This is a genomic window from Rhodococcus sp. ACS1 (assembly GCF_002300155.1).
Classification (GTDB): Bacteria; Actinomycetota; Actinomycetes; order Mycobacteriales; family Mycobacteriaceae; genus Rhodococcus_F; species Rhodococcus_F koreensis.
The window spans coordinates 1,678,841-1,690,559 of sequence record NZ_NSDZ01000004.1 but is presented as its reverse complement, the minus strand read 5'-3'; the positions used below and the strand labels follow the sequence as shown (position 1 = coordinate 1,690,559).

Here is an 11,719-nt window from a genome sequence, read left to right as displayed (position 1 = left end):
CCGACGCCAGGTCAACAGTTGTTGACTACACTTCGGGAATGCCTGAACGCCGCGCCCGCTCCGCCGTCGCCACCCGCGCCGCGATCCTCGACGCGGCCCGTGCCCGGTTCGGCACGAACGGCTACGAACGCACGACGATGCGCGCCGTCGCGTCGGACGTCGGCGTCGACCCCGCACTCGTGGTCCGGTACTTCACCAACAAGGAATCGCTGTTCGCCGAGGCCGCCGAATTCGAACTGCACCTCCCCGACCTCCGCGACGTTCCGGTGCGGGAACTCGCGACCGTGCTGATGCCGCGCTTCTTCGCGGTGTGGGAGAACGACGGCGCGTTCCTCCCCCTGCTCCGCGCGGCGGCCAGCAGCCCGCGGGCCGCCGAGGCGATGTTGCAGGTCTTCGCCCGCCAGGTGGCGCCCGCGCTCGCAGCGGTCGCGGCCGATCACGCCGACGAGCGCGCGGCCCTCGTCGGGTCGCAGGTCCTCGGACTCGCCTTCTCCCGCTACGTACTCCGGGTGCCGCCCCTCGCGGATATGACGCACGAACAGCTGATGCGGTGGGTCGGGCCCGTGCTCGAGTACTACCTCACCACGGAACCGCAGTAGCCGCCCTACCGGTGATGTCTGCCGCCGTTCAGCATCCAGCGGGCGTCGATTTCACTCGTGCTGCGGCGGTGCCGCCGGATGGTGAACGACGTGATCGGCAACCGCTCGACGACGCTCGCGTCGGCCCGCGGATCACCCGCAATCCCCTGTTCGAGAACCGAATACGCGGTGTGGTTGACCGAATGGACGGCCAGCCGGAGGGCGTCGAGCGCCGTCGGCCTCGGCCCGAACGCGGCGAGCGTGTGACCGCCGTCCACCGCGGTCTCCACCACTGCGTAGAAATGCCAGTCTGCGCCCGAATCGCCAGTCATGTTGCGCCTCGCTCGATGTGCTTCTGTGAGCTGTGCCATGACCGTATCGCGAGGGTACGACACGTTTTCCGGCGGCGCGCCGGTCAGGCCACGGACCGGCGGCCGATCCCGAAAAGCTTCTGCGGGGCGTCGATTCCCTCGAGCCGGTGACTGCCCGCCGGTTCACCCCAGAACTCGTCGCTGTCCAGTTCGTCGTAGAACTCCCCCGTCACGACCACCTCCTGGGACGGCGCGACCGTGACGACGCGACCGGCCATGGCGACCGGCCTGCCGAACCAGTCGCCGGCGCTCGGTACCGCCGTGCCCCAGGCGATCCCGGCCCGCAACTGCGGAAGCCCCTCGGCGCGCGCGGCTTGCACGAGGTCGAGCGCGACATGCGCCAGCGCGTTGGGATCGGGCGAGACCATCATGACGGCGTCCCCGATCGTCTTCACCAGACGCACCGGCGGCGACACCAGATCCGTGGCCACCAGGTCGAGGCGCTCGGCCACCCGGCCCAGATCGGCGGGCTCCGCCTGCTCCCCGAGCAGCGTGAATCCGACGAGGTCCGCGAAACAGACCCCGACCTCCTGCGCTCCCCGCACCTGGAGGTTCGCGTCGCCCGCGATTCCCACCGCGTCGGACCGGAGTTGATGGCGCAGAGCGGTGGCGATGAGATGAGCCAGGATCTGCGCCTCGAAATCCACGATGCGACGCATCTCCACCGCGTACCGCAGGGCCACCTCGGGATGCTCGCGCGTCGCCTCGAGCCGCTCCTGCAGGAGCGAGTCCGCGGCGCCGGCGACCGTCCAGAGGTTGCGGCCGAGCACCCGGGCGGCCGCGAAGATGGCGCTCTCGTCGAGACCCAGATCCCGGTACTGCTCCAGTCCGCGCGCGAGGTCGAGGTCGCCGTCGTCGTAGAACGTGCCGTCCGCCGACGCACCCCGCCCGATGGCGCGGAACCACCGGCGGGCGTCGTCGACGGTGACGCCCACCTTCCGGGCGATGTCGTCGATGCTGTACCGGCCTTTCGGCGACAGCGCGTGCTCGAGCAGCACGTGTGCGAGGCGATCGCCCCGCGCGGCGCCGCGGAGATCGTCGACCGACGCCCCGTCCTCGATGAGGGTGTTCAGCACCCCCATGCGCGCGGACCGGTCCGGCCCGCTGAGCCCGTCGAGGAGGCCGGCGCGCTCGAACTCGTGGAGCAGCGACGGCGGCGGACCGGGGCGTCGCAGCGGGCGGGTCGGTGGGGACACCAGACGTCCCGTCCGGGGCGTGATCCGTCGGGGCTGTCGCGGAGTGCGCACGTCCCCATCGTCCCAGGAACGACGTCGCCCTTCGCCGTAATCCTCCGAACTCCCTGTCCCCGCGACCGGGACCGAACTATATTCGGTGTGTGCCGATTCAAAGTCTGTTACTGGACGTGGCGGAGGGCCATTTCGCCCGCCGCGGCGTCCTCGGCACCCGGCTGGCCGACATCCGGCAGGAGGCCGGGGTCAGCGTGGGAGCCGTCTACCACCACTTTCCGAACAAGGAAGAGCTGTACCTGCAGGTCTGGTTGCGCGCACTCGCCGACTACCAGGGCGGATTCCGGGCCGCACTCGCGGAATGCGCCGATGCCCGGTCCGGGGTGGAAGGTGCCGTCGTCCGCCACCTGCACTGGGTGTCCGGCAACCCACAGCGGGCCACCATCCTCGCCGCGCCGCGCCCGCCGGGCGTCGACGAGCGGGCCGACACCACCAATGCCGCGTTCTTCCGCGACGTCACCCACTGGTGGCGGGTCCACGAACACTACGGAACGGTCCGCCGATTCGACTTCGACGTGCTCTACGCGTTGTGGCTCGGCCCGGCGCAGGAGTACTCGCGCCAATGGCTCGCGGGCGCCATGACCACCGACCCCACCACGGTCGCGCCCGAACTGGCGCGCGCCGCGTGGGATTCGTTACGAAACCAGGAGTAAAGGGATGACAGTCGACGTCGCGCTCACCGCCGACACCGCGCAGGCCGTGCTGGAGGCCCAGCCGTTCAGCGTGCTCGTCGGCGCACGGATGACGCAGTTCGGCGAGGGCGGCACCACCCTCGAGATCCCGGTCCGGGACGAACTGCGGCAACAGAACGGCTTCGTGCACGGCGGTGTCCTGTCGTACGCCGCCGACAACGCCCTCACGTTCGCCGCGGGCACGGTCCTCGGCGCGAACATCATGACCGCGGGCTTCACGATCACCTACCTCCGGCCCGCGCAGGGCGTACTGCTGCGAGCGGACGCCCGGGCCGACGCGTGCACTCGCCGCCAGGCGCTGTGCCGGTGCGACATCTACGCGGTGCAGGAGGACGGTTCGGAGGTACTGTGCGCCGCCGCCCAGGGCACGGCGACAGTCAAGCAGCCGCGATAGTCGCGGCACACGGGATGGAACGATGAGACCATGGCTGATTCCGTCGATCGCGCATCCGTGGACAGGGCGCGTGAACGTATCACCGGCCTGATCCGCCGGACCCCTACGTTCCGCACCACCGTGCCCACCGTCCACGGCGCCGTGCCGGTGATCTTCAAACTCGAATTCCTGCAGTACGGCGGCTCGTTCAAGGTGCGGGGCAGTCTCAACGCGCTGCTGCACGCCGAGGAGGACGGACGCCTAGACGACGCAGGCGTCGTCATCGCGTCGGGCGGGAACGCCGCCATCGGAGCGGCGTGGGCGTCGCGGCTCCGGGGTGTGAAGTGCACCGTGGTCGTCCCCGTCACGGCACCCGACGTCAAGATCGACAAGCTGATCGCGCTCGGCGCGGACGTGCGCAAGGTCGGCGACCGGTACGCCGAGGCGGCCGAGTACGCGACGGAACTCGCGGCGTCGTCGAGCGCCCTCGCCCTGCACGCCTACGATCTCCCCGACATCGTCGCCGGCGCGGGCACCATCGCGCTCGAGATCCAGGACGACGTCGCCGAGCCGCTGTCCTACGTGATCGCCGTCGGCGGCGGCGGACTGCTGTCCGGCGTCATCGCCGGCAGCGGCGAGGACGACAGCATCTTCGGTGTGGAGCCGAGCGGAGCGGCGACGCTGCACTCCGCGGTCGCCGCCCGGCAACCCGCGGACATCGACATCGACAGCATCGCCGGCGATTCCCTCGGCGCCACCCGGATCGGCTCCATCGCCTGGGAGACGGTCCGCTCGCGGCCCGTCTCCAGCCTGATCGTCGACGACGACGCCCTGATCGACGCGCGAACGCTGCTGTGGGAGGAGTTCCGGATCGTCGTCGAACACGGCACCGCAGCGGCGCTCGCCGCGATCGTCACCGGACAGCTCCGCCCGACCGGCGACAAGCCGCTCTGCGTGGTGCTGTGCGGCGCCAACACGTCGCTGACCAGTTACTGATCCGGCCGCCCGTCAGCTGCGCGGTTTCAGGCGGCTGTTCGGCAGTTCGGGAGCGGGCAGCGGATCGCCGTCGTAGCCCTCGACCGTGCCGAACCGGGGGTCGGCGTGCGCCGCGCCCCGGAGTTCGGACTGCCATTCGCGGCGGTAGCCGACGATGTCCTCGTGGCTGCGGCCGAGGAAGTTCCACCACATGATCACCTGCTCGCCGAGCGGCTCGCCGCCGAGCACCAGCAGCCGCGCCCGGGTACCGCCCGTGTTGCGCAGCGCCACCAGCGACTCGCCGGGCGGCTGATAGCCGAGTTCCGCCCAGCGCAGCGTGGTCCCGCGCAGCTGCACCTCACCCTCGTCCACGAGCACCCCCACCTCGAAGCCGCGCTCGATGTCGAGGGTGATGTCGGCACCCGGCTCCAGCAGGATTTCCGCACCGAGCAGCGGCGTGAACGTGCGCACCGGCGACGTGGAGCCCACCGTGCTTCCGAGGAACACTCGCACCGTTGCACCGCCCCGGACGACCGGATCGGGCGCGTACGTCTCGAATGCCGGCTCCGCGTCCTGCGCCGACGCCGGCAACGCCACCCACAGTTGCGCGCCGTGCAGGATCCGCGTCTGCGGTGTCGAGACCTCGGAGTGCGCGATCCCCCGCCCCGCGGTCATCAGGTTGACCTCACCGGGACGCACCATCGCGTGCGAGCCGATGCTGTCGCGGTGTTCGATCTCGCCGGTGAACAGCCAGCTCACCGTCTGCAGTCCCGTGTGCGGGTGCGGTGGCACGTTCATCCCGCCCGTCTTCGCGACGTCGTCCGGACCGTAGTGGTCGGCGAAGCACCAGGCTCCGATCAGCGAACGGTCGCGCTGCGGGAGGGTGCGCCGGACCGGCATCGCGCGGGGGCCGCCGAGCGGGACCTCGCGCGCGCCGAGCACCTGGATGCCGCCGCCGTCGGGGTGCGATTCGCACCGCTCTTCCACCGTGTTCGTCTCCAGATTGCTCACTGCTCCATCGTGCCTTTCGTCAGTCCTGTGCGCCGCGCAGTTTCGCGCAGAGTTCGGTGAGCGTGTCGAGTTCGTCTTCGGACAGTGCCGGGCCGACGTGCCGCCGGATGCTCGCCGCGTGCCTGCGTCCGACGGACTTCTGCACCCGCACACCCTCCTCGGTCAGTGCGACGACGGTCCCGCGGCGGTCGCCGGGATCGCCCTCCCGGGTGACGTACCCGGAGCCGGCCAGCCGCTCGACGAGCCTGCTCAGCGACGGCTGGCTGAGCAGGATCTCCCGATTGAGGTCGTGCAGGCGCAGCCTGCGCCCGGGTGCCCGGCCGAGTGTGAACAGCACGTCGTACTCGCGCATGCTCAGCTCGTCCCACACGTCGTCGGCTGCGAGGTTCCGCATCACCGCGACCTGCGCGCGGAACAGCGCCTCCCACGCCTCGGCCGCCCGTTCGGTCCTACTGGCGGGCGGCATCGACCGGCTCGCGATCGGACTTCATCGACGCGTGCGTCGGCGGGTTGTCCGGCACCCCGGCAGGCCTGCGGGCGTCGAACTCCTTGCGCAGCACGGGCACGACCTCGCCGCCGAGCAGGTCCAGCTGCTCGAGCACCGTCTTCAGGGGAAGTCCCGCGTGATCGACGAGGAACAACTGCCGCTGGTAGTCGCCGAAGAAGTCGGCGAACGTCAGGGTCTTCTCGATCACCTGCTCCGGGGTGCCGACGGTCAACGGGGTCTGGTCGGTGAAGTCCTCGAGGCTCGGCCCGTGGCCGTAGACCGGGGCGTTGTCGAAGTAGGGCCGGAACTCGTCGACGGCGTCCTGGGCGTTGCGGCGCATGAACACCTGCCCGCCCAGGCCGACGATCGCCTGGTCCGCGCGGCCGTGGCCGTAGTGCTCGTACCGCTCGCGATAGAGGTTGATCAGGGCGATGTAGTGCTCCTTGGGCCAGAAGATGTTGTTGGCGAAGAAACCGTCGCCGTGGAATGCCGCGATCTCGGCGATCTCCGGGCTGCGGATCGACCCGTGCCAGACGAACGGCGGGACGCCGTCGAGCGGGCGCGGCGTGGAGGTGAAGCCCTGCAGCGGAGTGCGGAACTGCCCCTGCCAGTCCACGACATCCTCGTCCCACAGTCGGCGCAGCAACCGGTAGTGCTCGAGCGCCAGCGGGATGCCCTGCCGGATGTCCTGGCCGAACCACGGATAGACGGGGGCCGTGTTTCCGCGGCCCATCATCAGATCCACCCGGCCGTCCGCGAGGTGCTGCAACATCGCGTAGTCCTCGGCGATCTTCACCGGGTCGTTGGTGGTGATCAGCGTCGTGGACGTGGACAGGATGATCTTCTCGGTCTGCGCGGCGAGGTAGCCCAGCATGGTGGTGGGTGACGAAGGCACGAACGGCGGGTTGTGGTGCTCGCCGGTGGCGAACACGTCGAGCCCGACGTCCTCGGCGTGCTTGGCGATGGTCGTCATCGCCTTGATGCGCTCGTGCTCGGTGGGTGTGCGGCCGGTAGTGGGATCGGCCGTGACGTCGCCGACGGTGAAGATTCCGAACTGCATAGCTGTTCCTCTCACGTCAGAACTCCATGCATTTGCATGAACCTATTGCAACATTCAACCACTTCGGCCTATTCCGGAAACGGCCGAGGGCGGCAAGCGCAGTGCGCTTGCCGCCCTCGGCGACGTTCGGTCGGGACGAGCCCGATCAGTGCATCATGACCGTCGGGGCACCCTCGGCCTCGAGACGCGGGTTGACCGACTTCTTCCGCGGCAGCAGGAACGCCGGGATGAGCGTCAACGCGATCAGCACGGTGGCGACCAGGAACGTGTTGCCGAACGCGTCGGCGGCCTGGCTCAGGACCTGGTCCACCATTCCGGGAGGCTCCTGTGCGGCGACCTCGGGCACGTGCTGCATCGCGACCGTCTGACTGTCGAGACCGCGATCGAGCAACTGGTTGGTGAGGACCACCGACATGACGGCGGTACCGATCGAACCCGCGGTCTGCTGGACGATGTTCATCAGCGTGGAACCACGCGCGACCTGGTCGTTGGACAGCGTCACGATCGCCGCGGTCATCAGCGGCATCATGGTGCAGCCCATGCCCATACCCATCACGAACAGCGCACCCATCAGCAGCCAGGTCGGCGAATCCGCCGCCACCTGCGTGAAGACGCCCAGCCCGATGAGGATCAGCGGCAGACCCGTCAGCACGATCTTGCCGGGGCCCATCTTGTCGACGAGTCGTCCGGCCACCGGCATCGTCAGCATCGCGCCGATACCCTGCGGAGCCATCAGCAGACCGGCCGCGAGCGTGGTGTGCCCGCCGACCTGGATGAAGTAGCTCGGAAACAGCAGACCGGCACCCATGAACGCGACGATGAACAGCGAAGTCGTGATGACCGCGACCGACAGCTGCCGGTTCTTGAACAGGTGCAGGTCGATCAGCGGGTGGTCCTTGCGCAGCGCGTGGAAGATGAACGCGACGATCAGGACCAGGCCGATCACACCGGGCGCCAGCACGCGGGCCGAGGCGACGGTGCCCACCTCCGGGATGGACGACACACCGAACAGGAACAGCGCCAGACCCGGCGAGAGCAGCAGCATGCCGAGGAAGTCGAAGGACTCGGACGGCGAGGCCTGGTCGGACGGCAGGATGATGAACGCGGCAGCCAGGGCGATGATGCCGATGGGCAGGTTGATCAGGAAGATCCAGTGCCAGCTCGCCGCCTCGATCAGCCAGCCGCCGAGGATCGGGCCACCGATGGGTCCGAGCAGCATGGGGATACCGAGAACCGCCATGACCCGGCCGACGCGGTCGGGGCCTGCAGCCTTCGTCATGATCGTCATGCCGAGCGGCATCAACATGCCGCCGCCGAGCCCCTGCAGGACGCGGAAGCCGATCAGCGACGTGATGTCCCACGCGAAACTACACAGCACCGAGCCGAGCACGAACAGCACGAGGGCCGTCATGTAGAGGCGTTTGGTGCCGAAGCGGTCGGCCGCCCACCCGGTGACGGGGATGACGGTCGCCAGGGCGAGGGTGTACGCGGTCATCGTCCATGCGACGGTGGCGTACGTGGTGTCGAACTCGGTGGCGAACGTCGGCAGCGCAACGCTGACGACGGTCACGTCGAGGATCGACATGATGGCACCGAGCACCACCACGGACGCGATCTTGAGGACCGTGCCGTCGAGCTTGTCGGGCGCCGCGTTCGCGGCGGTCGGCGATGTCATCCGAATATCTCCTGGTTGAGTTCTCGCAGGGACTCCCCCGCGAGGATCGGTTGTAGTGCCTCGATCAGCCGAGTCCGCTCGCTCTCCGGAACCCGCCATGCGAACCGTCGCAACTGATCACGCTTGCAGTCGATGTGCTGGTTGGCGACCTTATGCCCGGCCTCCGACAGGGAGACCCGTTTGACCCGCCGGTCCCGCTCGTCCTCCCGGCGGACCACGAGACCCAGCTTCACGAGTTGATCGACGTTTCGACCCGCCGCGGCAACCGAGAGCCGCAACCGCTCGGCCACTTCGTTGATCGGAAGCGGCTCACCGTGCTGAGCCAGCGCGAAGAGCATGCGCACCTGCGAAAACGTGAGGTCGAGCTCGATGAGGTTGTCCATTGACTCCGACTCCCCCGCACTCAACAGTCGGGTGAAGAAGTCGTTGAGTAGTTCGAAGAGAAGATCAGGAGAATTGTCGGGCACCCTCGAATGCTAGCGCTTATGCAACTATTGCCCAAGAGCAACTAAGGCGCAACCGAATAAATGGTGTCCGGTATCACATTCCCCGGCAGCGCCCACGACCTGCGGGTTCAGTCCTGGACGAGGACCGCCTTGCCCAGCACGAGGCCGGCCTCGAGATCGCGCAGCGCATCCGCGGCATGCTCGAGCGGGTACCTGGACGTGACGACCGGGCGCAGTCCGCGCTCCACGTGCCGGATCAGCGCGGCGTGCACCTCTTCCAGCGCATTCGGTTCGGTGCGGAGGAACTCGCCCCACGCCGCCCCGACGATGCTGATGTTGCGGAACAGCACGCGGTTCACCTTCACCTCGGGGATCGCACCGCCGGCGAAACCGATCACGACCAGACGCCCTTCCGGGGCCAGCACTCGGACGGCCTCGTCGAATGCGTCGCCGCCGACCGGGTCCACCACGATCTGCGCGCCCCGGCCGCCGGTCAGCTCACGCGCCCGGGCGCCCCAGCCGTCGTCGAGGCGGACGACCTCGTCGGCCCCCAGTTCGCGGAGGAAGTCGTCGGCCCCGTCCCGGCGCACCACCGCGATCACGTGGGCGCCGTGCGCCTTGGCCAGCTGGATGCTGGACGTCCCCACGCCACCCGCAGCGCCGAGGACGACGACGGTTTCGCCGGCCCGCAGTCGTGCCCGGCGCTCCAGCGCGAATTCCATCGTCTGGTAGTTGACGATCAGCGACGCCGCTTCCTCGAAACCCAGCGTCGACGGGATGGGCAGCACCTGCGCGGCAGGCACCGCGGCCCGTTCGGCGTAACCGCCGACCTGCGGTGCCGCCAGCACCCGGCGGCCCGGCTCGAGTCCGCTCCCGTCGGGCGCCGACACCACGACACCCGCGACTTCGGAGCCGGGGACGAACGGCGGTTCGGGCCGGAGCTGATACTTGCCGTAGCTGATCAGCAGGTCGGGAAAGCACACGCCGCTCGCCTTGACGTCGATCAGGACCAGCCCCTCGGCCGCCGGTTCGGGAACGTCCCGCAGCGTCATGCCGCCCGGCCCCGACAGCTCCGTCACCACCACTGCGCGCATGCTCGAAACACTAGACGCGCAGGGGTGGCGGGAGGCGTCAACGAGCGAACAGTCGCTTCCGTCTGCGGGCGACGGTCACCATCTCGACCTTGTCGGTCATCTTCACGCGCGGCCGGGCCGATCCCGCCGCGCGCGATGTCTCCGCCTTGTCGATCGCACGCCAGCCGGCGAAGCCGATCTGTTCCGGCTGGCGCCGCTCGACGAGCTTCTTCACGTCCTTGCGGGTCCCGACCGTGCCGAGGAGTTCGCCGGCCTCGAAATCCGCGAGCAGCGAGGACACGGTCTCCTTGGCACACGCCTTGTTGGTGCCGATGACCCCGCTGGGACCGCGCTTGATCCACCCGGTGACATACACCCGGTCGGTGACCCGGCCGTGCTCGTTGGGGATCACGCCGCGCCTGTCGTCGAAGGCGACGCCGCCGACGGGATTTCCGCGGTACCCGATGGAGCGCAGCACGAGCGAGGTCTCCAGCGAACCCTCCTCGCCGCGGGCCCGGGCGGACAGCGCGCCGGATTCGTCGACCACCAGTTCGTTGCGCCCGTAACGCAGGGCCTCGGCGTTGCCGGTGCCGGTGACCTCGATCGGCGACGTCAGGTAGCGGAACACGATGCGCTTGTGACCGGGTCGGGGCGCGCGCTGCGCGAACTCTCGCGCCAGCCGGACCTTCATCGCGGTGGCCGGATCGTCCAGCAGCGCCGCGCTGGCCGGGTCGAGGTCCAGGTCGGCGTCGTCGATGACGAGGTCCACGTTCTCGAGGTCGCCGAGCGCCAGGAACTCCGGGTTGCTGTATGCGGCCTGAGCCGGTCCACGACGGCCGAGGAGCACGACCTCCTCGATGTTGCTGCGCCGCAGCGCGGCGAGGGCGTGATCGGCGATGTCCGTCCGCTCCAGCTCCTCGACGTTCATCGTGAGGATGCGGGCCACGTCGAGCGCGACGTTGCCGTTGCCGACGATCACCGCGCGCTTCGCGGACAGGTCGAACGTGCACCCCGCGTAGTCCGGGTGGCCGTTGTACCAGGCCACGAACTCCGTGGCGGCGTGCACGCCGGGGAGATCCTCACCCGGGATTCCCAGCCGCCGGTCGCTCGACGCCCCGACGGCGTAGATGACGGCGTGGTGATTCTCCAGCAGCTCGTCGTGGGTGACGTGCTTGCCGACCTCGACGTTGAGGTGGAACTCGAAATTGGGCCGGTCGAGACTCCATTCGAACATCCGGGTCACCTCCTTGGTGCCGGGATGGTCGGGCGCGACGCCGGCGCGGACGAGTCCCCACGGGGTCGGCAGCTTCTCGAACATCTCGACCTCGACGTCCGAACGTTCGAGCAGTTCACCCGCGGCGTAGCAGGCGGCCGGGCCGGCCCCGACGACGGCGACCCGCAGCGTGCCCAGGTCGCGCCGCGGCGGGGTCGCGGGCGTGAGCGGGATCCACCCGGTCGGCATGGGGTTGGTCGTGTAGTACTCGGCGTTGATGTCCTTGTAGCGGGTGAGCGAGCCGAGGAGCTTGTCTTCGGGGAAGATCGCGTCGACCGGACAGGCGTCGACGCAGGCCCCGCAGTCGATGCAGGTTTCCGGGTCGATGTGCAGCATCTCGGTCTGCGCGAATTCCCGTTCCTCCGGCGTCGGATGGATGCAGTTCACGGGGCATGCGGAGACGCAGCTCGCGTCGTTGCAGCACGCCTGGGTGATGACATATGCCATTGCGGTTTCCT

The 11,719-nt window shown here is 69.1% G+C and carries 13 protein-coding genes; 4 read left to right on the top strand and 9 right to left on the bottom strand.

All coding sequences use genetic code 11. The features are described from left to right. Positions 1 to 38 precede the first annotated feature (38 nt). Positions 39 to 599, top strand: a complete 561-nt coding sequence (locus CJ179_RS20115) for a TetR/AcrR family transcriptional regulator (RefSeq protein ID WP_072940105.1) — start codon at positions 39 to 41, stop codon at positions 597 to 599. Positions 600 to 604: 5 nt separating this feature from the next. Here the strand turns inward: CJ179_RS20115 and CJ179_RS20110 are convergent, their stop codons facing one another. Both CJ179_RS20110 and CJ179_RS20105 read right to left on the bottom strand, forming a co-directional pair. Then, entirely contained in the window at positions 605 to 910 is a 306-nt protein-coding gene (locus CJ179_RS20110; RefSeq protein ID WP_072940103.1) for a hypothetical protein, read from the bottom strand. Positions 911 to 993: 83 nt separating this feature from the next. Further along, on the bottom strand, positions 994 to 2,196 hold the full coding sequence (locus tag CJ179_RS20105; RefSeq protein WP_072940100.1) for an adenylate/guanylate cyclase domain-containing protein: 1,203 nt from the start codon (positions 2,194 to 2,196) through the stop codon (positions 994 to 996). 89 nt (positions 2,197 to 2,285) lie between these two features. Here CJ179_RS20105 and CJ179_RS20100 point away from each other — a divergent pair, with 89 nt between their 5' ends. From CJ179_RS20100 to CJ179_RS20090, 3 genes are read left to right on the top strand one after another with little or no spacing between them, the layout of a single operon-like run. Then, the gene (locus CJ179_RS20100; protein WP_072940098.1) at positions 2,286 to 2,849 is read left to right on the top strand and encodes a TetR/AcrR family transcriptional regulator; all 564 of its coding nucleotides are present in this window, start codon (positions 2,286 to 2,288) and stop codon (positions 2,847 to 2,849) included. 4 nt (positions 2,850 to 2,853) lie between these two features. After that, the gene (locus tag CJ179_RS20095) at positions 2,854 to 3,282 is read left to right on the top strand and encodes a PaaI family thioesterase (RefSeq protein WP_095862584.1); all 429 of its coding nucleotides are present in this window, start codon (positions 2,854 to 2,856) and stop codon (positions 3,280 to 3,282) included. Between the two features lie 30 nt (positions 3,283 to 3,312). Continuing rightward, positions 3,313 to 4,257: a serine/threonine dehydratase gene (locus CJ179_RS20090; protein ID WP_072940092.1), complete on the top strand. Its 945-nt coding sequence runs from the start codon at positions 3,313 to 3,315 to the stop codon at positions 4,255 to 4,257. 12 nt (positions 4,258 to 4,269) lie between these two features. On the opposite strand, the gene CJ179_RS20085 is transcribed toward CJ179_RS20090, so the two are convergent. The 7 genes from CJ179_RS20085 to CJ179_RS20055 form a co-directional block, all read right to left on the bottom strand. Continuing rightward, positions 4,270 to 5,247, bottom strand: a complete 978-nt coding sequence (locus CJ179_RS20085; RefSeq protein WP_095862583.1) for a pirin family protein — start codon at positions 5,245 to 5,247, stop codon at positions 4,270 to 4,272. Positions 5,248 to 5,266: 19 nt separating this feature from the next. Then, on the bottom strand, positions 5,267 to 5,713 hold the full coding sequence (locus CJ179_RS20080) for a MarR family winged helix-turn-helix transcriptional regulator (RefSeq protein WP_072940086.1): 447 nt from the start codon (positions 5,711 to 5,713) through the stop codon (positions 5,267 to 5,269). After that, positions 5,697 to 6,794: an LLM class flavin-dependent oxidoreductase gene (locus CJ179_RS20075; protein WP_072940083.1), complete on the bottom strand. Its 1,098-nt coding sequence runs from the start codon at positions 6,792 to 6,794 to the stop codon at positions 5,697 to 5,699. The genes CJ179_RS20080 and CJ179_RS20075 overlap by 17 nt, the downstream gene beginning before the upstream one ends. Positions 6,795 to 6,939: 145 nt before the next feature. After that, positions 6,940 to 8,469, bottom strand: coding sequence for a DHA2 family efflux MFS transporter permease subunit (locus tag CJ179_RS20070; protein WP_072940080.1), 1,530 nt, complete (start codon positions 8,467 to 8,469; stop codon positions 6,940 to 6,942). After that, on the bottom strand, positions 8,466 to 8,936 hold the full coding sequence (locus CJ179_RS20065; protein WP_095862582.1) for a MarR family winged helix-turn-helix transcriptional regulator: 471 nt from the start codon (positions 8,934 to 8,936) through the stop codon (positions 8,466 to 8,468). The genes CJ179_RS20070 and CJ179_RS20065 overlap by 4 nt, the downstream gene beginning before the upstream one ends. A gap of 107 nt (positions 8,937 to 9,043) precedes the next feature. Beyond that, the gene (locus CJ179_RS20060) at positions 9,044 to 10,009 is read right to left on the bottom strand and encodes an NADPH:quinone oxidoreductase family protein (protein ID WP_095862581.1); all 966 of its coding nucleotides are present in this window, start codon (positions 10,007 to 10,009) and stop codon (positions 9,044 to 9,046) included. Positions 10,010 to 10,046: 37 nt separating this feature from the next. Beyond that, positions 10,047 to 11,708, bottom strand: coding sequence for an FAD-dependent oxidoreductase (locus CJ179_RS20055; RefSeq protein ID WP_072940072.1), 1,662 nt, complete (start codon positions 11,706 to 11,708; stop codon positions 10,047 to 10,049). Positions 11,709 to 11,719 lie beyond the last annotated feature (11 nt).